The organism is Alkanindiges illinoisensis (assembly GCF_004377485.1).
Taxonomy (GTDB): domain Bacteria; phylum Pseudomonadota; class Gammaproteobacteria; order Pseudomonadales; family Moraxellaceae; genus Alkanindiges; species Alkanindiges illinoisensis_A.
Genome location: NZ_SNTY01000012.1, coordinates 53114 through 73410 on the forward strand (window position 1 = coordinate 53114; position 20297 = coordinate 73410).

Below are 20297 nucleotides of genomic sequence, written 5' to 3' on the forward strand. Positions count from 1 at the left end.
AGAGTTTTTAAGGATTTTCTGTTAGCAATCGTTTCTATTTAACCTAAATCCCCGCTTTAATTGAGATTATGTAGAAAATGTGAAATTTCATGCTGTTAAATCTATATTTCCATTCATAATTTTTTTGGTAAAAAGCTTGCGTTTTTTATCATTTTGGCGTGTTATTCGCCTCTGTTTTTTATTCAATTTCAGGCTTTTTACAATGCGCGACCAGAGCCAGGCATCTATTTACGATGTGATTATTGTTGGAAGCGGGGCTGCCGGGTTAACTCTAGCCTTGTCGCTTCCTACTCATCTTAAGGTTGCCGTACTGGCAAAATCGGTATTAACGGAAGCAAGCACCTATTATGCGCAGGGTGGTGTTGCTGCTGTGCTGGATGAAACTGATTCTGTAGAACAGCATGTTGAAGATACCCTGATTGCAGGCGCACATTTGTGTCACCCCGATGCAGTGGCATTTACCGTAGAACATGGCCGTGATGCTGTTAATTTCCTACTGGAACAAGGCGTACGCTTTACGCTGGATGAAGCCGAACAACTACATTTAACCCGTGAAGGGGGTCACTCGCAGCGCCGGATTATCCATGCGGCCGATGCAACTGGCATGGCCATTTCAACTACGCTGGTCAAGCGCGTTCGTGAATGCCAGCATGTAACCCTGCTGGAAAACTATGCGGCTATTGATGTAATTACTAGCCAGCGTCTGGGGCTTGCAGGCAATAACCGGGTTGCTGGTTTATATGTGCTGAATATTCACACTGAGCAGGTTGAAACCCTGCTGGCTCCATTTGTAGCACTGGCTTGTGGTGGCGCCAGTAAAGCTTATTTATATACCTCTAACCCGGATATTGCGACCGGAGACGGTATTGCCATGGCATGGCGAGCAGGCTGCCGGGTAGCAAATCTGGAGTTTAACCAGTTTCACCCAACTTGCCTGTATCATCCACAGGCCCGTTCCTTCCTGATTACGGAAGCAATGCGTGGTGAAGGCGCGTATTTACGCTTGCCTGATGGGGAACGCTTTATGCAGCGTTTCCATGAAAGCGCTGAACTGGCTCCACGTGATATTGTGGCCCGTGCCATTGACTATGAAATGAAGCGGTTAGGTATTCGTCATGTCTGGCTTGATATCACTCATCAGCCGGAAGATTTTGTCAAATCCCATTTCCCTACGTTGTATGAACGCCTGCTGGAACTGGGCATTGATATTACCAAGGATATGATTCCAGTCGTACCTGCTGCACATTACACCTGTGGTGGCGTTATGGTGAATCATCATAGCCAGACTGACATTGCAGGATTATATGCGATTGGTGAAACATCCTTTACCGGTTTGCATGGCGCTAACCGTATGGCTAGCAATTCCCTGCTGGAATGTTTTGTTTATGGGATGAGTGCGGCACGCCATATTGCCCAGTTACACCCGAATACGCAGGCTGTTACCAGCGTGCCAAAGTGGGATGCATCCAAGGTGCAACATCCCGATGAGGACGTGGTGATTTTGCAAAACTGGGATGAACTGCGCAGCTTTATGTGGAACTATGTCGGGATTGTCCGTACCACAAAACGCCTGCAACGGGCGCTAAACCGGATTGAGTTACTCAAGCGGGAAATTGAAGATTACTATCAGGGTTATGTCATCACCAAAAACCTGATTGAACTCCGCAATCTGGTACTGGTTTCAGAAATGATTGTGCGCTGCGCCTTGCAACGACATGAGTCCCGGGGCTTGCACTATACGCTGGACTATCCGGAAATCTCTACTGAAATCCGCGATACTGTTTTGCTGCCACCGGACTTTGTTGCACAATCACCCATTGTGGTTTAAGGCAACCCTAAACAAGACATGCAGTAAAAATTTATTGATAGATCTAAAGGCAAACTCAGGTTTGCCTTTATTTTTCGGTCTTTATATTTTAATTTGATGTCAGCAGTTGATTTTGCTTGAGGACTGCAATGGCCTGCTCCAGTATTTGTGCTGGCGTCTGGCTGGCATCTAGCCGTATAAAACGCTCGGGTTCTGCAAAGGCCCGGCTTTGGTAAACTGTACGCACCTTCTGAAAAAATTCCAGTTTTTCCTGTTCAAAACGATCCAGTGCTCCGCGCTTTTGCGCGCGTTGCATCCCAAGCTCTACTGGTGCATCCAGCCAGAAAGTCAGATGTGGCATTACAGGTACAAATTGCTGGCGCAGTAACTCAATCGTGTCTACATTTAAGCCACGACCACCGCCCTGATAGGCAAAACTGGCATCAATAAAACGATCACTCAGTACCCATTGGCCTGCATTAAGTGCCGGTTGAATCACCTGTGCAATATGCTGGGCACGCGCGGCAAAGATCAGCAACAATTCGCAATTTTCGCTCATGGCTTCGTCCTGCGGGCTGAGCAATAACTGACGAATTTGTTCAGCCAGTGGCGTACCTCCGGGTTCGCGTGTCAAAACCACTTGCTTGCCCTGTTGCTGCAAATAATCTACCAGACTTTTAATCAGCGTGGTTTTGCCTACCCCTTCTGTACCTTCAAAACTAATAAACATCAGGGGCTGACTCCTGCTGGATTAGCATTAGCCGCACGCTTCTGGCGCAAGACTTTCAGGTAATTGGCCACGGCCTGATTATGCTGCTCCAGTGAGCTGCTAAATACATGCCCACCTGTGCCAGTGGCTACAAAGTACAGGCTGTCCCCTGCTGCCGGATGTAGGGCTGCTTCGATAGAAGCCTTGCTGGGTAATGCAATCGGTGTTGGCGGCAAGCCATCAATGGTATAAGTGTTATATGGTGTGGGTGTGAGCAAATCCTGACGACGGATATTGCCCTTATAATTATCGCCCATGCCATAAATAACGGTAGGATCGGTTTGCAGGCGCATACCCACTTTCAGACGGCGCACAAACACGCCAGCGACGTCCTGTCGCTCACGCGGAATACCAGTTTCTTTTTCCACAATTGAAGCCATAATCAGGGCTTCATAGGCATTTTTATAGGGTAAATTGGGTGCCCGTTTTTGCCAGGCTTCATCCAGAACCTTTTTTTGCGTGCGATATAAATGCTTTAAAATCGCGGCATCGGTTTCGCCCTTGGCAAAATAATAGGTATCCGGGGCAAACCAGCCTTCAGGATGCGGCTGGTTAATCTCCAGCTTTTTCAACAGTTGCTGGTTATCTAGTCCCTTTAAGGTATGGGTGACATTCGGATCACTGTCCAGACGCTTGCGCAGTTGACCAAACGTCGTACCTTCAATTACCAGGACCCGGTTCATTTGCGCCAGCTTGCCATTACTCAGCATTTGCAGCAATTGCTGAACCGTTGTGCCCTTTTCAACCTCATAAACACCCGCTTTTAAAGTATCGTGAATAAACAGGCGCTGGTAAATTTTGGCCATGACAGGAAAACGAATCTGTCCTTTTTCGCTCAACTCGGCAATCAGGCCTGAATAGGTTTGTCCCTGTTTAATATTGAGCATCTGGCTCTGGGTACGCATGGGAATTTCACGCCAAAGTCCTTGCCACAACAGTAGCCATAACCCCAGCAAGCCGACAATCATGATAATGACTAAAAATCGTAGAGCTTTAGATTGCAAAATGCCTGCTCCGGATGGCGCTGCTTTGGTTTTAGAGGCCCCACTGGTTTTGGGTTTTGCTTTCGTTTTAACAGGACGTTTTGCCATAACCGATTGATGCTGAACAAAGGTAAGCAAGCATAGCAGAACTTGATGGCAAAATTGAGCGGTTCAGAGAGCCACCTACCCAACTCATTCAGGAAATCATTGGAAATCGCAAAAAATTTAATATGACAAGCCACGCAATTTTTGTTTTAACTGCTCTACTGGTTGAGTTGTTAACGGACGTCCATTCAGGCTTTTGACGGGCACAATGCCAGTCAAGGCATTACAGAAAAACAGTGCTTCAATCTGGTCAACCACAGTTTTCGGAATGTAGGTAATTAAATGCGGGATATTGTCGCTTAGCATTTGTGCCAGAATTTCGGCACGCATGACGCCTGCAATACCTGCCTGATCCAGCAATGGTGTATACCACTTGTTATCCATATAAAAAAAGCAGTTACTATAAACGCCTTCAATCAGGTTACCCTGAATATCAGATACCAATGCTTCAGGCCATTTGGTTGCTGCCAGCTCCTGCCGGAGTAAAACCTGCTCCATGCGGTTCAGGGTTTTTAAGCCTGCAATGGCAGGCATCACATGACCCAGCGTAAGCTGTAATAAACCGCTATCAATAGGCTGCGCTGGTTTAGCCATAAGTTCCGGTTTCTCAGCAGGGAAAAACTGGATATAAATATCGGCACTTTGTTCGGGTGGCAAATAACCACGTTCGCCCAAGCCACGGCTAATGATAATTTTAAGCGTACCAAAAGAGCTGTCATGGTCTTTGAGAAAATCCTGAACCTGCTGCTCCAGTATTTCAATGTCGAGGTTAAAACCCAACTGATCGGCACACTGAATTAATCGCTCAATATGGCGCTGCCACAGGCAAAGCTTGCCGTCTTCCAGCCGGATTGTGGTAAAGAACCCATCACCGTATAAAAAAGCACGATCCTGACAGTCAATATGCTGACAATAATTGCCATTCTTAATACTGATCATGGTTATTTCCCAAACTGGCTTCACGAGTGATAAGCCTTACTAGTATTTCCCGAATTGGTATTTCTTTAAATCACATTTTTTCATAAGAAATGCATTTTTTATTGTTTTTTTATTTTTACAGAAATTTTTATCCTTATTCCAATGATTGATGAAGAACGCGTTTTTCATCTCAAAAAGTGCAAAATTCTGGAGAACTAAAATGGCAATTCGTTTTAACACCGCTTTGACCGCTGGTCTGGCTGCTGTCCTGTTGAGTGGCAGTGCGCTGGCAGCCCCTATCAATTTTTTAAATGTGTCGTATGACCCAACGCGTGAGCTATACGACGATTTTAACAAGTCTTTTGGTGCTTACTGGCAGAAAAAAACCGGACAGGAAGTTAATTTCCGTCAGTCCCATGGTGGTTCTGGCAAGCAGGCCCGTTCAGTCATCGATGGTTTGGAAGCCGATGTGGTAACACTGGCGCTGGCTTCTGATATTGATGCAATTGTTGATAATACTTCTTTAATTAAAAACAAAAACTGGCAAAAACAGTTTCCACAGAATTCCACGCCTTATACCTCAACCATTGTTTTTCTGGTACGCAAAGGCAATCCAAAACAAATCAAGGACTGGGGCGATATTGTAAAACCCGGTGTTGAAATCATTACGCCAAATCCAAAAACTTCTGGCGGTGCGCGCTGGAACTATCTGGCAGCATGGGCATGGGCCAAGCATCAAAAAGGCGGCAATGACACGACAGCACGGGAATTTGTTCGTCAGGTTTACCAGCATACCAAGGTGCTGGATTCTGGCGCACGTGGCGCAACTACTACGTTTGTAGAGCGTGGTATTGGTGATGTATTGCTGGCTTGGGAAAACGAAGCCTATCTGGCTATCCGTGAGCAGCCGGACAAGTTTGAAATCATTACCCCGAGCCTGTCTGTGCTGGCTGAGCCACCGGTAGCCATTGTCGATAAAAACGTGGACAAACATGGCACCCGCAGTCTGGCAACCGGTTACCTGAACTATTTGTATTCTCCGGCAGGTCAGGAAATTGCAGCCAAAAACTTTTATCGTCCCCGTAATGCCCAGGTTCTGGCCAAATATAAAAACGTGTTTAGACCATTAAAACTGGTCACAGTGGACAAGGAATTTGGCGGCTGGAGAAAAACCCAGAAGGCGCATTTTGATAATGGCGGTGTTTTTGACCAGATCGTGGCTCAGAACTCAGGCAATCAATAATTCCAACCGGTAGGTTTGGCAGGCAAAACTTGGGCACACTGTGGAGTGACGTGATGAAACGCTTGATTGTTCCGGGTGTTAGCGGCAGTGAAGCACAGCACTGGCAAAGCTGGCTGCAACAGGTTTTGCCGGATGCCGAACGGGTTGAACAGCAAAACTGGCATCAGCCGATATTGCAACAGTGGGTGGGCCAACTGGTTAAAGCTTTGCAGCAACAGAATAAGCCTGTGCAAATTGTTGCGCATAGTTTTGGCTGCCTGACCAGCATAGCTGCTTTAAAACAGCATCCAGAATTAGCCAGCGCTGTTGATTCCCTCATTCTGGTTGCGCCTGCCAATCCTGAGCGGTTTTCTAGCACAGGATTGCGCCAGTCAGGTCAGGCCAGTATTGCTGAATTTTTACCCAATGCGCTTGCCGGTACTAGCTTGCCAGTTCCCAGCCTCCTGATTGCCAGCCAGACTGATCCATGGCTGGACTTTGAGTCTGCCAAAGCGCTGGCCAGCCAATGGCAATCTGCTCTGGTTGATTTGGGTAATGCCGGGCATATCAATGTGGCTTCCGGGTTTGGTGCATGGCCACAATTGTTGCCCTATCTAGATCTGATAAGGTCAGGCTCCTCACCTTTTGCTTCAAGCCCTGTACGTCCATCATTAAATCATAACCCCCGAATGCGGGACTTAACGCCAGTACAGCAATTTCAGTTTTCCCGTTCGTTTTAGCAGTTTATTTTGAGGTTATTTATGGCAAATGTTAGGGCTAAACAAACCCGCGTCCTGCCAGGTTTTGGGCTATCACTGGGTTTTACCCTGCTGTACTTGTCACTGGTGGTGCTAGTGCCATTATCGGCTGTGTTTATCCGTTCAATGGGTATTGGCTGGGATGGCCTCATTGAAATTTTAACATCTGAACGAATCCTAAAAGCATTACAACTGAGCTTTAGTACTGCATTGATTGCGGCGCTGGTGAATGTAGTGTTTGGCCTGTTACTGGCATGGGCACTGGTCCGTTATAGCTTTCCCGGCAAGCGTATTGTGGATGCACTGGTTGACCTGCCATTTGCCCTGCCAACCGCAGTTGCCGGTATTGCCCTGACCACGCTGTATTCCAAGAATGGCTGGCTGGGTCAATACCTTGAGCCTTTAGGTCTTCAAATTGCCTATACCAGTATTGGCATTACACTGGCACTGACGTTTATTGGCTTGCCCTTTGTGGTACGTACCGTACAACCTGTACTGGCTGATCTGGAAACTGAACTGGAAGAAGCCGCGGCTGCTTTGGGTGCGTCTCGCCTGCAAACCATTACCAAGGTTATTTTTCCCATACTTTTTCCGGCATTGCTTACCGGTTTTGCCTTGGCCTTTGCCCGTGGTGTGGGGGAATACGGATCAGTTATTTTTATTGCAGGCAATCAGCCCTATAAAACTGAAATTGCACCATTACTGATTATTTCCCGGCTAGAAGAATATGACTATGCCGGCGCAACCACCATTGCTGTAGTCATGCTAGTGATTTCATTTGCACTATTACTGCTGATTAACTTTTTACAGGCTTGGGCCAGTCGCCGTACCGGGAGGGTTGCATCATGAGTTTGTCTATTACTACCGGAAATGCCCTGTCAGACCGCCTGCAATCGCGTGATGCAACCCGTGAATCACCACTGGTCCGCTATATCATTTTAACCATTAGCCTGATTTTTTTTGCAAGCTGCCTGTTACTGCCGCTTATTCTGGTATTTGTTGAAGCTTTCAAGCAGGGCATTCAGGTGTATGTTCATGCCCTGATTGACCCTGATACCCTGGCTGCCGTCAAACTGACCTTGCTAACCGCAGCCATTGCTGTGCCGGTCAATGTGATTTTTGGTATTGCAGCAGCATGGAGCGTGGCCAAATTCAGGTTTCGTGGCAAATCCATTTTAACCACCCTGATTGACCTGCCGTTTTCGGTATCCCCTGTGATTGCCGGGTTAATGCTGGTATTGCTATTTGGCGCACAAGGCTGGTTTGGGGAAAGCCTGCGCGATCATGACATCCAGATTTTATATGCAGTGCCTGCCATTGTACTGGCCACCGTGTTTATTACGGTTCCCTTTGTGGCGCGCGAACTCATTCCCCTAATGGAAGCACAAGGCACTGAAGAGGAAGAAGCCGCCATTGTACTGGGTGCAAATGGCTGGCAAACCTTTTGGCATGTCACTTTGCCCAACATTAAATGGGGCCTGCTGTATGGCGTAATTCTGTGTAATGCACGGGCTATGGGTGAGTTTGGTGCGGTTTCCGTCGTGTCTGGCCATATTCGCGGTGAAACCAATACCCTGCCGCTGCATGTTGAGATTTTATATAACGAATACACTTTTAGTGCCGCATTTGCAGTGTCATCCCTGCTGGCACTACTGGCGATTTTAACCCTGATTCTTAAGGTGTGGATTGAATCCCGTACCAGTCGTCAGGACAACCGTACCGATTCGACTGGCTAAGGCCAATTAATTAAGGCGAACTACGCTTTTCTACTACCGTACAGATTTAATTACAGGATTATCATAGGACATTTGCCATGAGCATTCAGGTTAAAAATATTGACAAGCACTTTGGCAACTTTCATGCCTTAAATAACATTAGCCTTGATTTTCCCGAAGGTGAACTGGTAGCGCTGCTAGGACCGTCCGGCTGCGGCAAAACCACCCTGCTGCGTATTATTGCCGGACTCGAATCAGCCGATGGCGGGCAAATCCTGCTGGAAGGTGAAGATGCCACCGATACGCATGTACGCCATCGTCAGGTTGGCTTTGTGTTCCAGCACTATGCCCTGTTTCGTCACATGACCGTGTTTGACAATGTGGCTTTTGGCTTGCGCGTGCGTCCCCGTAAAACCCGTCCTTCTGAAGCTGAAATCAAGAAACGGGTGAGCAAGCTGCTTGATCTGGTACAACTGGGTTTTCTGGCAGACCGCTTTCCTGCCCAGTTATCCGGTGGTCAGCGCCAGCGGATTGCACTGGCTCGGGCGCTAGCCGTTGAACCGCGCGTCTTATTGCTGGATGAACCTTTTGGCGCCCTTGATGCCAAAGTGCGTAAAGAACTGCGTCGCTGGTTGCGTAGCCTGCATGATGAACTACACATTACCTCAATTTTTGTGACGCATGATCAGGAAGAAGCCCTGGAAGTAGCAGACCAGATTGTGGTGATGAATAAAGGCAATATTGAACAAATTGGTAGCCCACGTGAAGTTTTTGACCATCCGGCAACCCCTTTTGTATTTGACTTTTTGGGTCAGGCCAATCGGCTTGAAGGCCAGCGTCAAGGCAATCGGATCGTATTTTCAGATGATCAGCTTGTGTTGCCACAGCACTATCAGCATCAAACAGATCAGCCCAAGCAATCTCAAGGGAGTAGTCAGGACAATGTGATTGTATTTGCACGTCCCAATGAACTGCATATTCATGTAAATGCGCCTACCGAACCCAGTTTGCAGGCCAAAGTGATTCGTGATGTCTGGCTGGCAGGACAAATCCGGGTAGAACTGCAGGATCGGCAAGGCCGTTTGCTTGAAGTTGCCCTCACACCGGAGCAGCAGCTAAGCCTGACTTTACAGCCGGGACAAACAGTCTGGGTTACAGCCAGCAATTTACATCTTTTTGATGATTATGCCGCTTAAGCCACTAACTACTAAATTGAATGCTTAATTCAATTTATTGCTAAGACATTGTGCTTTATCATTCAGGCGTTCATAAGCGCCTGTTTGACTATCCATTATCCTATTTTAGATCGCAAAAAATGACAGAAAATCTGGAGATTAACGACAATGAATTTTCAACAGTTACGCATTATTCGTGAAACAGTACGCCAGAACTTCAACCTGACTGACGCCTCCAATGCCCTGTTTACCTCTCAGTCTGGAGTGAGTAAACATATTAAAGATCTTGAAGATGAATTGGGCGTTCAACTTTTTATTCGTAAAGGCAAACGTATTCTTGGCCTGACAGAACCCGGACAAGCTTTATTGGGGATTGTGGAGCGCATGCTGCGTGATGCCGACAATATCAAACGCTTATCCGATGACTTTAACCGTGTGGATCAGGGCGAACTGATTATTGCCACCACACACACTCAGGCACGCTACATCCTGCCGCCAATTGTGGCCAAATTTAAAAAAGCTTTTCCCAAAGTACACCTGATTTTGCAGCAAGCCAGCCCGGTTGAAATTACTGAAATGCTGATGCATGGTGAAGCTGATATTGGCATTGCGACCGAATCCCTCACGCAGGAAGAAAGCCTGGCCAGTGTGCCTTATTATCACTGGTATCACAGCATTATTACTCCACAGGGCCATCCCCTGTCACAACAGCAAACGGTAACTTTGGATGAACTAGCTAAATGGCCACTAATTACTTATCACGGCGGATTTACTGGTCGCTCCAAGATTGATTCAGCCTTTAGCAATGCTGGTTTAAGCCCGGATATTGTAATGTCTGCACTGGATGCCGATGTAATTAAAACCTATGTAGAACTAGGTATGGGTGTAGGTATTGTGAACTCCATTGCCTACGATGCTGACCGTGATCGTCGCTTAAATCAGCTACAAATTGATTTGTTTGGTGAAAACACCACCTGGATTGCAGTACGCAAAGGTCACTTGTTACGCGGCTATGGTTATGAGTTCATTTCCCTGTGTTCGCCCGATGCTGATATTAAAGCCCTGAAAAAAGCAGCACAGCCTGAGGTTTAACCTTAGGCTACTCACCTTAAAAGCATTTCAAAAATTTTGTTTTTAAGCAATAAAAAAGCAGACTAAAGTCTGCTTTTTGGTGTTACAGGAGGCCTGTAGATTAGAAGCGGAAGCTCAAACCTACTTTACCAACTGGCATCCACTCATATTTATCATCGTTACGAATTTCTTGTTCTTCAGCACGTAGAGCTTCACCAATGGTACGACCTGTTAAAGGATTATTTACATCACGGGCATTTGGATTTTCAGCAACCAGATTTACTTCTGGATTACCATTATAGAAGGCACCAATCTGTGCAAACAGGCCAATACGACTGGTAATGGATGGAGATACACCAAAACCAATATAAGGAACGATATCATTTTTGTAGTTTACGCGGCCACGAACTTCACCAGCACCATTCAAACCAGTAGTAGCAAAGGTTGTACCGTCAAAACGGTAGGTAGCACCACTGTTAAAGTCTTTAGCACGGATTTTGTACTCGTTGTCGTTATAAGCAGTACCTAATGCAATATGGAACCAGTTACCAAATGGACGAATTTCAGCGTTCAGGTAAACAGTGTTATTGTCCTGCTCCAGGTCATAATCAACATCGTTGTATTCAATTTCACCACCAATTAGATCAGCAGCGTCACCACCGTTATAACCCAGAACCACATCAGTATACTGGTTTACGCCGTAAGCAATCGCACCACCGTAACCTGTAGTACCACCCTCAATACGCACAGAAGCAGGCTTAAAGAAAGAGAAAGTAGCAATACCTTCATCAGTGACTACTTTTTCATCAGCAAATGCTGGGCTGGTTGCTGCAAGTACAGCAGCAGATACTGCTAAAACACGTAAAGTTTTCATATGATTAACTCCTAAAGGATTTTTGCGTCTATCTATCGGTCAAGTGCTATTAAACACAGGTTGAAGATGAATTTCAGTCACCGAATTCACTATTTTTATAGAGTTTCTGTAAAGTTTTGACACAATTTATAAAAAGTGTTTAATTTTCAGTAGGCTATTTTTTATTATGAAAGCCAAGCAAACTTCATAATTCCCTTGTGTTTGTTACCTTACATCAAAATTATGCGCTAAAAGTGCTTATTTCTCAATTTTTTAACAAAACCCTTCTGTTTTAGATTTTTAATTTATTTATTTCTTCTGTAAGTCTTGGAACTACGTTAACAATTGCGTAAAATTAGCGGGTCTTGAGGGGTGCTGCAACAGTAAAACCAATATACTGCCAGGCTCAAGCACGTCATTTAGTGAACGGCATCCGCGAATTGATTGATCTTAAGGAGATCCTCATGAACGCGGTTAGTGCGTCTTCTATTTCAAATTCCTCTGAATTTACCGATTACAAAGTTGCTGATATTCGTCTAGCCGACTTTGGTCGCAAGGAAATCTCGCTGGCTGAAGCAGAAATGCCTGCCCTGATGGGTCTACGCCGTCGTTATTCCAGTGAAAAGCCACTTGCAGGCGCCAGGATTCTGGGTTGTATTCACATGACGATCCAGACTGCGGTATTAATTGAAACTTTGATTGACCTGGGTGCCGAAGTACGCTGGACGTCCTGCAATATTTTCTCGACACAGGATCATGCTGCTGCTGCGATTGCTGCCAGTGGTGTGCCAGTATTTGCCTGGAAAGGTGAAACTGAAGAAGAATATGAGTGGTGTCTGGAACAGCAGATTCATGTGAATGGCACAGATGAGTTGTGGCCAGCTAACATGATTCTGGATGATGGCGGTGACCTGACGGGTTTAATTCATAAAAAATATCCGCAACTGCTGGACAATATTCATGGTGTGACTGAAGAAACCACTACCGGTGTCATGCGTTTAATTGAAATGCATCATGCGGGTTCCCTTAAAGTACCTGCCATTAATGTGAATGACTCTGTCACCAAATCCAAGAATGACAACAAGTACGGCTGCCGTCATTCTTTGAACGATGCCATTAAGCGCGCTACCGACATGCTGCTGTCTGGCCGTCGTGCACTGGTGATTGGTTATGGTGATGTGGGTAAAGGCTCTGCACAGTCTTTGCGTCAGGAAGGCATGATTGTCCGTGTCTCTGAAGTTGATCCAATTTGTGCTATGCAAGCCTGCATGGATGGCTATGAAGTAGTTTCTCCCTATAACAACGGTATTGTTACAGGTAAAGAAGCCGACATTAATCAGGCGCTGCTCAGCACAACCGACCTGATTGTGACCACAACAGGTAATGACAAAGTGTGTGATAGCGCCATGTTAAATACCCTGAAAAAAGGTGCGGTGGTGTGTAATATTGGTCACTTTGATACCGAAATTGATACTGCTTACCTGCGCAAAAACTATCGCTGGGAAGAAGTAAAGCCCCAGGTACATCAGGTATTCCGCTCTGATGCCAGCGATGATTATTTAATCCTGTTGTCTGAAGGCCGTCTGGTAAATCTAGGTAATGCAACCGGCCATCCTTCCCGTATCATGGACGGTTCCTTTGCTAATCAGGTACTGGCACAAATGCACCTGTTCAAGGAAAAATTTGCTGACTTGCCAAGTGATCAGAAAGCTGGCCGCATTCGGGTTGAAGTTCTACCGAAAAAACTGGATGAAGAAGTCGCAGCTGCCATGGTTGCAGGTTTTGGTGGTGTACTCACCCAGTTGACTCAGGCACAGGCTGACTATCTGGGCGTTCCGGTTGAAGGGCCATTCAAGACTGACAGCTATAAGTATTAATTTTAAAATAGCTACTCTGTTTTAAAGTCGCTCATTTTTAAAGTCACTATGTTTTAAAGACAACATGCCGCCAGCAGTCATTTCTGTCTGGCGGTTTTTAAAATTCGTATTTATTTTAGCAATGGTTTAAACATGGCAACTTCAATTTCTTTTGAGTTTTTCCCGCCTAAAACTGATGTGGGCGCCGAAAAGCTGATTGTGGTGCATCAGGAGCTTCAACAGCTTAATCCACAGTATTTTTCAGTGACTTATGGTGCTGGCGGTTCTACCCGTGAACGTACACTGTCTACCATTGATGCGTTGCACGGTCAGGGCGCTCCCGTGGCTCCCCACCTGTCCTGTATTGGTGATGATAAAGCGCGTATTGCTGAACTGCTGGACATTTATAAAGCCAAGGGAATTAACCGCCTTGTGGCCTTGCGCGGTGATCTGCCATCCGGTCAGGTTGGCTTGGGTGAATTGCCTTATGCCACTGATCTGGTGCGTTTTATCCGGGATCATTCAGGCGATTATTTTCATGTTGAGGTCGCAGCTTATCCTGAAATGCATCCACAAGCGTCCAGCTTTGATCAGGATATTGAGCGTTTTGCTGAAAAAGTCCGTGCAGGCGCCAATGCGGCGATTACCCAGTTTTTCTTTAATACAGACAGCTACTTTTACTTTGTTGACCGCATCAAACAACTGGGTATTGATGCGCCAATCATTCCCGGCATTATGCCAATTACCAATGCCAGTAACCTGATCCGTTTTGCTGACTCAACGGGCGCCGAGATTCCACGCTGGATTCGCAAGCAACTGGCCGCCTATGGTGATGACAGTGCCAGCATTCGTGCATTTGGCCATGAGGTGGTGGTCAAGCTATGCCAACGCTTAATTGAAGGCGGTGCGCCTGCGCTGCATTTTTACACCATGAACCAGACCGAACCAACGCGTCAACTGGTCAAGGATTTAGGCTTGGCTTAACAATAAATCAACTGATCAATGTGCCTTTCAAATATTCTCAAGGTATTGCGGCTTACATGCGGCATTACCCTGATGATATTTGGCCTGTTGCTCATGCTATTGATGATTGTATTGCCCGGTTTGGTCATGGTTGTTCTAGGTACAGGACTTATAGTCAATCAGCTATTGCGCTGTATCCGGTTGCTGGCTGCGCTGAGCGCATTGCTTATTTTTTATCAGTTTATCGTTAGGCAGTCTCACTCTCTTACATATTCTCTGTTATGGTTTGGGCTGGCACTAACTCTGATGCTATATGCCTTATTTGCCCTAAAACTTCAGCACATACTTAGTAAATCAGCTCATCAGTTTTTCAAATCCCGATTTTATTAAAAAGACCCGCTATGCAAACTTCTGCACGCTCTTCTGCGCTTTGGCACCCCTGCACCCAGATGTATCAGCAGGATATTAATCCTGTACCGAAGATTGCCCGCGCCAAGGGAGCTTACCTGTATCTGGACAATGGCCAGCCGGTACTGGATGGTATTAGCTCATGGTGGGTGAATTTGCATGGGCACAGCCATCCGGCAATTAATGCAGCCATTACTGATCAACTGGAACAGTTCGAACAGGTGATTCTGGCGGGATTTACCCATAGTCCTATTGAACAACTGGCTGCTCAACTGGTTGCAGTCACTTTACCACCGCTGACCCGTTGCTTTTTTGCCGATAGCGGCTCGGCAGCAGTAGAAGTGGCGCTAAAAATGAGTTTGCAGTTCTGGCATCAAACAGCAGGGCCTCAAACTGTAGAACCTGAATCAGGCAAACCTGAGCGTAATACCTTTATTTCCCTTGAAAATGGCTATCACGGTGAAACACTCGGTAGCCTGAGCGTGACCGATATTCCACTGTTTTCCAGCCAGTATCGGCCGTTGCTGATTCAGCATTTGCGCGCACCCACGCCGGATTTATCCTGCAAACAACATGACCAATCTGACGAAGAATTCCTGTTACAGCGTTTTGCCCAGCTTCAAACACTGGTCGAACAGCATCAGGATCGTGTTTGCGCGATTATTGTTGAACCGCTGGTACAGGGTGCGGCTGGCATGAAAATGTATCCGCCAATATATCTAACCTGGTTGCGACAACTGTGTGATGCGCATCAGATTCACCTGATTCTGGATGAAATTGCGGTTGGCTTTGGCCGTACCGGTACCTTGTTTGCCCATGAGCAGGCTGGCATTTGTCCTGATTTTCTGTGCTTATCCAAAGGCTTAACTGGCGGCTATTTGCCCATGTCCTGCGTGATGACCACTGATAAGGTTTATCAGGCATTTTATAGTCCGGATGTGGCTAAGGGCTTTTTGCACTCCCACAGTTTTACCGGCAATCCACTGGCAGCTCGTGCGGCACTCGCCTCACTGGCTATTTTTGAACAAGAAAATACCCTGCAAAAAAACCAGCAGCACATTCATCAGTTTAAGATCAAACTGGCGGAACTGGCCAGCCATCCTCATGTGGCACATTGCCGGCAAACAGGCATGATTGCAGCCTTCGATCTGGTACAAGCCAATGGTCAGCCTTACCCGGCAGTACAGCAACGTGGCCGTCTGATGGCACAATATGCCTTGCAACACGGCTTACTGATTCGCCCAATTGGCAACCATGTTTATTTTATTCCGCCCTATTGTATTACTGCTGATGAAATTGACCAGATGTTTGCCATTACAAGTCGGGCTATTGACTGGGCGGTTAGTCAATCGGTTTCATTGGCTGAGGCATCAATGCCTGCCATGTTTAACCTTCCGTAAATTTAATCCTTGATTACTGTGACCTGACACCTGATTCCCGAAAATAGAGCTGCTCATGAACCGTTTTTATGTTGATCTGCCTTTAAGCCTGAATGAAACACTGAGCCTGCCTGAAAATGTATTTCATCACTGGGTGCGAGTGCTGCGGGCACAAACTGGTGAACAGGCGATTTTGTTTAATGGCCAGGGCGGGGAATATATTGCAACGCTGACCGATGTCCAGAAAAAGACAGCCAGCGTGCTATTGGCGCAGTTTAGCGCAGAGGACCGCACACCGGGTTATCAGGTTACGCTTGGTCAGGTGATGAGCAAAGGTGACCGGATGGATTATGCCATTCAGAAAGCCACGGAACTGGGTGTGCATGCGATTCAATTGCTGGTGAGTGAACGCTGTGAAATGCGCCTGAAATATGAACGCGACCAAAAGAAAATTGAGCATTGGCAGCAAGTGGCTATTGCAGCCTGTGAACAGTGTGGCATGAACCGGGTTCCACAGATTTTGCCGCCTTTGTCATTACAGGAATGGTTTACCCAGCTTGAATCCATTGAAGCACGCAAGCTGGTGTTAGCCCCAGCCCGCCATCCTGTAAGTTTTACCATGCCTTTTCCACAGTCGTTATATTTGCTGGTAGGGCCGGAAGGTGGGTTAAGCAGCGCAGAAATAGAACTGGCCAGTTCAAACAACTTTGAATGCTGGACACTGGGCGAACGAATTTTAAGAACAGAAACTGCACCCGTGGCTGCTATGTCTGCCCTTTTATTTGCTTACTCTTCCTGCAATCAGGCGAAACAGTTTTAAAAATTACATTATTTGCAGAGAGTTTATGAGCATAATGATTGAAGTTCGTTAATCAACAAGCTATGTTATAGTCAGGCGGTATGGTAGGGATTACCAGAAATTGATCTGTTCGTTATTACGTTCAAAATCAAGAAGCACTATTTAGGATAAACATGTTGAAGTCAGCGCCAGAAAACCGGATTTTAAATAAAGCATCCCTTCATTCAGCAGGAATGTCTGGAGCTTAATCAGGATGATTGAACAGCGCCTCGACAAGGATCTCTATCAGCGTATTTTTAATATGCAGATTACAGAAACCCAGCAGCAGCAAAACCTGCAACTTCTGGGTGTTGTAGGTCTTATCCTTATTACTTATCTGTTTTATAAGCAATCATCTTTGGTGAATTATAATCACCTCACCACATGGTGCATGGTGTCTACCCTGCTGGTGGCCTTATCAGCCATTATCAATGTTCAGCTCAGTGCCAAAACCTATAAACTCAAGGCTGCCTTTGCTGATTTATACCTGCAAATCAATTCATTTATTTTTGGCCTGATCTTCGCCTTTGGGCAGATTATTATGGGCCTGCAGTTGATTGATGTACCAACCAACACTCCGCTTGAACCTAATTTTTATGTGTTTTATACCATTGTGGTATTTGCGCATGTTCTCGGCCTGATTAGCCTGACTATCCGTATTCGCTGCTTTTATCTACTCGTTCTGACCAGCATGGCTCCTATCCTGACCATGCAGCTGAGCAACTGGCCCAGTTTTTCATTAAATGATCCGTTTTATCTGATTAATGATATTTACATTATTTTCATGCTGTTTTGCGGCCATCACCTGTACAAAACGCGTGACCGCTTAACCTGGCTGGTAATTCGCAACGATAATCTGGTTGAGCATGCCGAGCACCAGCGCAGCATCACGGAACAGGCGTATCAGCAACTGGAACAGGAAATGCTGGAACGCCGTGCCGTAGAATGGAAACTGCAACAAACCAACCAGCGTCTTGAAGAAAAAGTCCGTGAACGTACCTTTGATATTCAGCAAATTAATTCAAGTCTGGAGCGTTCCAAGCAAAGTCTGGAAATGGCGCACCAAACCGCCGGGATTGGCAGCTGGGACTGGGATATTAAAGCCAGAACCATTCAGACCACCAACTTTGACCAGATTCTCGGTTACCAGAACGAAGAAATTAATGACTATAGCGGTAATATTCGCCGCCTGATTCATCCGGAAGACTTTCCCAAGGTAAAAGCTGCTATTTCTACCCATTTACGCAACCATAGTGACCGCTATGAAAGCGTGTACCGCATTCGGCATAAAAAAGGTTACTGGGTCTGGGTGCATGACATGGGCCGCGTGATCCAGCGTGACTCCAAAAACCAGCAGCCATTACGCATGGTGGGTATCCGCCGCAATATTAATGATGAAAAAGTGGTGGCTGAACGCCTGAAACTGTCGGCCAGTGTGTTTGAACGCGCGGCTGAAGGGATTTTTATTCTGGATAGCAAGCTGCACTATTTAGATACCAATCCGCGCTTTGAAGAAATCATGGGCTTGCCCCGCGATTATTTTATTGGCAGTCATGTGTTCAGCTACCAGCATCAGGGTGAAAAAATCCAGAAACAGCATGCAGAGATTCTTAAGGCACTCATGCAGACTGGCGAGTTTGAAGGTGAAATTGTTGAGCGTGATGCCAAGGGTGAGGAATTGCCCCTGTGGATTCATATCAATTCCATTAAAAATGAAGACGAACGCATCACCCACTATATTGGGATTTTGTCTGACCTGACCCAGCGCAAAAATGATGAGCGCCGCCTGTCTTATTTATCCAACTATGATGCGCTCACAGACCTGCCCAACCGCAACCTGTTCAAGACCCAGTTGCATCAGCTGATGATTGGCACCCATGACAAGAAAGAAAAATTCGCCCTGATACGGCTTAACATTGACCGCTTCCGCTTTTTAAATGATTCACTACAAAATGATGGCGGCGATATTTTGCTGCAACAGGTCGCCAGACGCCTGCTTACCCTCAATGGTGATTCTATTATGGTGGCGCGTCTGGGCGGTGATGATTTTGCCATTATTTATGAGAGCAACCGCTTTAGAAACTCTGATATTAAATCGCAGTGTAAAAAAATCATGCATGCGTTCGAGCAACCGTTTATGGTGCAGGATCAGGAATTGATTGTTACCCTGTCCATCGGGATTGCCATGTATCCAGATCACGGCCGTCAGGTAGATAGCCTGTCAAACCATGCTGAAAAGGCTTTGCAGGAAGCCAAACGGCTGGGCGGCAATACTGCGCGTTTTTACACCAAGGATGAACGTGTTCCCGCCAGTAACCGGGTTAATCTTGAAAATGCCCTACGCAAGGCACTCATTAATGATGAATTCGTGGTGTATTACCAGCCCAAGATAAATACAGCAACAGGTAAAATCACCAGTTTTGAAGCACTGGTCCGCTGGCAGCACCCGGAACATGGCCTGGTGCCACCAATCCAGTTTATTCCGCTGGCTGAAGAAACCAGTCTGATTTCCAATATTGGTGAAGTGGTGCTGAAAAAAACCTGCCAGCAAATCAAGGCATGGCTGGCACTGGGTTTTCACGACATCAAGGTTTCTGTCAACGTAGTGGCGCAGCAGATCCAGCGCGGTAACCTGATTGATGAAATAGATGACATCCTGAGCATCTATCAGATTAGTCCAAGCTCGCTGGAGTTGGAAATTACTGAGTCTTCGCTTATGGATGATTCTGAAGTAGCCAGTGAGGTGTTGCAGCAACTCAAGGCACGCGGCATTACTATTGCTCTGGATGACTTTGGCACGGGCTATTCTTCGCTGTCTTATCTGGGTCAATACCCGATTGATGTGCTCAAGATTGATCGCTCATTTGTTTCTAAAATTGGCGCCCACTCTCATCAGGAAGCCATTGTCCGGGCTATTTTGGCCATGGGTCATTCACTCAACATGGAAGTGGTGGCCGAAGGGGTGGAAACTGAAGCCCATGCCAGCTTCCTGATTCATGAAGGCTGTGATGTACTGCAAGGCTATCTAATTAGCAAACCTCTGAGTTCAGCCGATGCCACAGTATTCCTGCAACACTCGCATTCGCTTGATCATTTCATGACCACAGCACGGTCATAAATCTGCCAGATCAGTGTTTTAAGGCAATCATTTAAAGAAACTTAGATTCTCAAATGAAGTGCAACAGAGATTAATTTATTGGAAGGAAGGAAGATGAGCTAGCATTCTGCTTCCGACCGACCAAAGTCAAAGTTGCATCATGAACTATACTCATCTTACTCACGAAGAGAGATATCAGATTTATACATTATTACGTGAAGGTTTTTCTAAACGTTATATCGCCTGGAGATTGAATCGTTCACCTTCCACTATTTCCAGAGAAATCCAACGTAATCGAGCGAGAAATGGCTATTTTGCCAAACATGCCCATAAATTAGCTCGAAGACGGCATCATTCAAATCCTCAAAGAATCCCATGTG

17 protein-coding genes are annotated in these 20297 nt (G+C 46.2%); 13 read left to right on the forward strand and 4 right to left on the reverse strand.

From position 1 onward, the window contains the following. Positions 1 to 202: 202 nt before the first annotated feature. A complete protein-coding gene (nadB, locus tag E2B99_RS03550; RefSeq protein WP_134243608.1) occupies positions 203 to 1828 on the forward strand; it encodes an L-aspartate oxidase in 1626 nt (541 codons plus the stop codon). A gap of 88 nt (positions 1829 to 1916) precedes the next feature. On the opposite strand, the gene tmk is transcribed toward nadB, so the two are convergent. The 3 genes from tmk to pabC all read right to left on the reverse strand — a co-directional run bounded on the left by tmk (position 1917) and on the right by pabC (position 4603). Then, positions 1917 to 2537 (reverse strand): dTMP kinase, encoded by a 621-nt coding sequence (gene tmk / locus E2B99_RS03555; protein WP_134243609.1) that lies wholly within the window; start codon positions 2535 to 2537, stop codon positions 1917 to 1919. Then, complete coding sequence (gene mltG, locus E2B99_RS03560) at positions 2537 to 3667, reverse strand: endolytic transglycosylase MltG (protein ID WP_134243610.1); 1131 nt, start codon at positions 3665 to 3667, stop codon at positions 2537 to 2539. Before mltG ends, tmk begins: the two co-directional genes overlap by 1 nt. A gap of 117 nt (positions 3668 to 3784) precedes the next feature. Then, on the reverse strand, positions 3785 to 4603 hold the full coding sequence (pabC, locus tag E2B99_RS03565; RefSeq protein ID WP_134243611.1) for an aminodeoxychorismate lyase: 819 nt from the start codon (positions 4601 to 4603) through the stop codon (positions 3785 to 3787). Positions 4604 to 4802: 199 nt separating this feature from the next. Between pabC and E2B99_RS03570 the strand changes: the two genes are divergently transcribed. The 6 genes from E2B99_RS03570 (at position 4803) to E2B99_RS03595 (ending at position 10544) form a co-directional block, all read left to right on the forward strand. Further along, positions 4803 to 5825 carry a sulfate ABC transporter substrate-binding protein gene (locus E2B99_RS03570; RefSeq protein WP_430981442.1) on the forward strand — a complete coding sequence of 341 codons (1023 nt, stop codon included), beginning with the start codon at positions 4803 to 4805 and terminating at the stop codon, positions 5823 to 5825. Between the two features lie 53 nt (positions 5826 to 5878). Next, a complete protein-coding gene (locus E2B99_RS03575) occupies positions 5879 to 6544 on the forward strand; it encodes an RBBP9/YdeN family alpha/beta hydrolase (RefSeq protein WP_240687715.1) in 666 nt (221 codons plus the stop codon). Between the two features lie 21 nt (positions 6545 to 6565). Further along, the gene (gene cysT, locus E2B99_RS03580) at positions 6566 to 7411 is read left to right on the forward strand and encodes a sulfate ABC transporter permease subunit CysT (protein ID WP_134243613.1); all 846 of its coding nucleotides are present in this window, start codon (positions 6566 to 6568) and stop codon (positions 7409 to 7411) included. Then, positions 7408 to 8298: a sulfate ABC transporter permease subunit CysW gene (cysW, locus tag E2B99_RS03585; protein WP_134243614.1), complete on the forward strand. Its 891-nt coding sequence runs from the start codon at positions 7408 to 7410 to the stop codon at positions 8296 to 8298. Before cysT ends, cysW begins: the two co-directional genes overlap by 4 nt. 77 nt (positions 8299 to 8375) lie before the next feature. Then, positions 8376 to 9473: a sulfate/molybdate ABC transporter ATP-binding protein gene (locus E2B99_RS03590; RefSeq protein ID WP_134243615.1), complete on the forward strand. Its 1098-nt coding sequence runs from the start codon at positions 8376 to 8378 to the stop codon at positions 9471 to 9473. 147 nt (positions 9474 to 9620) lie between these two features. Beyond that, positions 9621 to 10544 carry a CysB family HTH-type transcriptional regulator gene (locus E2B99_RS03595; RefSeq protein WP_134243616.1) on the forward strand — a complete coding sequence of 308 codons (924 nt, stop codon included), beginning with the start codon at positions 9621 to 9623 and terminating at the stop codon, positions 10542 to 10544. Positions 10545 to 10644: 100 nt separating this feature from the next. Here E2B99_RS03595 and E2B99_RS03600 read toward each other — a convergent pair whose 3' ends face one another. Further along, positions 10645 to 11397, reverse strand: coding sequence for a hypothetical protein (locus E2B99_RS03600; protein ID WP_134243617.1), 753 nt, complete (start codon positions 11395 to 11397; stop codon positions 10645 to 10647). Positions 11398 to 11840: 443 nt separating this feature from the next. Between E2B99_RS03600 and ahcY the strand changes: the two genes are divergently transcribed. The 6 genes from ahcY to E2B99_RS14825 all read left to right on the forward strand — a co-directional run. Next, positions 11841 to 13253: an adenosylhomocysteinase gene (gene ahcY, locus E2B99_RS03605; RefSeq protein WP_134243618.1), complete on the forward strand. Its 1413-nt coding sequence runs from the start codon at positions 11841 to 11843 to the stop codon at positions 13251 to 13253. Between the two features lie 132 nt (positions 13254 to 13385). Then, positions 13386 to 14216 carry a methylenetetrahydrofolate reductase [NAD(P)H] gene (metF, locus tag E2B99_RS03610; protein WP_134243619.1) on the forward strand — a complete coding sequence of 277 codons (831 nt, stop codon included), beginning with the start codon at positions 13386 to 13388 and terminating at the stop codon, positions 14214 to 14216. A gap of 380 nt (positions 14217 to 14596) precedes the next feature. Beyond that, the gene (bioA, locus tag E2B99_RS03615; protein WP_134243620.1) at positions 14597 to 16003 is read left to right on the forward strand and encodes an adenosylmethionine--8-amino-7-oxononanoate transaminase; all 1407 of its coding nucleotides are present in this window, start codon (positions 14597 to 14599) and stop codon (positions 16001 to 16003) included. Positions 16004 to 16058: 55 nt separating this feature from the next. Further along, complete coding sequence (locus E2B99_RS03620) at positions 16059 to 16802, forward strand: 16S rRNA (uracil(1498)-N(3))-methyltransferase (RefSeq protein WP_134243621.1); 744 nt, start codon at positions 16059 to 16061, stop codon at positions 16800 to 16802. A 232-nt stretch (positions 16803 to 17034) separates the two neighbouring features. After that, the gene (locus E2B99_RS03625) at positions 17035 to 19938 is read left to right on the forward strand and encodes a putative bifunctional diguanylate cyclase/phosphodiesterase (RefSeq protein WP_134243622.1); all 2904 of its coding nucleotides are present in this window, start codon (positions 17035 to 17037) and stop codon (positions 19936 to 19938) included. Positions 19939 to 20077: 139 nt separating this feature from the next. Beyond that, a partial coding sequence (locus tag E2B99_RS14825; protein ID WP_240687716.1) for a helix-turn-helix domain-containing protein occupies positions 20078 to 20297 on the forward strand: 220 nt, incomplete at its 3' end.

Bases quoted from the DNA above. Each gene is read 5' to 3' on its own strand.
- nadB (WP_134243608.1), top strand. From the start codon at position 203: ATGCGCGACCAGAGCCAGGCATCTATTTACGATGTGATTATTGTTGGA.
- tmk (WP_134243609.1), bottom strand. From the start codon at position 2,537: ATGTTTATTAGTTTTGAAGGTACAGAAGGGGTAGGCAAAACCACGCTG.
- mltG (WP_134243610.1), bottom strand. From the start codon at position 3,667: ATGGCAAAACGTCCTGTTAAAACGAAAGCAAAACCCAAAACCAGTGGG.
- pabC (WP_134243611.1), bottom strand. From the start codon at position 4,603: ATGATCAGTATTAAGAATGGCAATTATTGTCAGCATATTGACTGTCAG.
- E2B99_RS03570 (WP_430981442.1), top strand. From the start codon at position 4,803: ATGGCAATTCGTTTTAACACCGCTTTGACCGCTGGTCTGGCTGCTGTC.
- E2B99_RS03575 (WP_240687715.1), top strand. From the start codon at position 5,879: ATGAAACGCTTGATTGTTCCGGGTGTTAGCGGCAGTGAAGCACAGCAC.
- cysT (WP_134243613.1), top strand. From the start codon at position 6,566: ATGGCAAATGTTAGGGCTAAACAAACCCGCGTCCTGCCAGGTTTTGGG.
- cysW (WP_134243614.1), top strand. From the start codon at position 7,408: ATGAGTTTGTCTATTACTACCGGAAATGCCCTGTCAGACCGCCTGCAA.
- E2B99_RS03590 (WP_134243615.1), top strand. From the start codon at position 8,376: ATGAGCATTCAGGTTAAAAATATTGACAAGCACTTTGGCAACTTTCAT.
- E2B99_RS03595 (WP_134243616.1), top strand. From the start codon at position 9,621: ATGAATTTTCAACAGTTACGCATTATTCGTGAAACAGTACGCCAGAAC.
- E2B99_RS03600 (WP_134243617.1), bottom strand. From the start codon at position 11,397: ATGAAAACTTTACGTGTTTTAGCAGTATCTGCTGCTGTACTTGCAGCA.
- ahcY (WP_134243618.1), top strand. From the start codon at position 11,841: ATGAACGCGGTTAGTGCGTCTTCTATTTCAAATTCCTCTGAATTTACC.
- metF (WP_134243619.1), top strand. From the start codon at position 13,386: ATGGCAACTTCAATTTCTTTTGAGTTTTTCCCGCCTAAAACTGATGTG.
- bioA (WP_134243620.1), top strand. From the start codon at position 14,597: ATGCAAACTTCTGCACGCTCTTCTGCGCTTTGGCACCCCTGCACCCAG.
- E2B99_RS03620 (WP_134243621.1), top strand. From the start codon at position 16,059: ATGAACCGTTTTTATGTTGATCTGCCTTTAAGCCTGAATGAAACACTG.
- E2B99_RS03625 (WP_134243622.1), top strand. From the start codon at position 17,035: ATGATTGAACAGCGCCTCGACAAGGATCTCTATCAGCGTATTTTTAAT.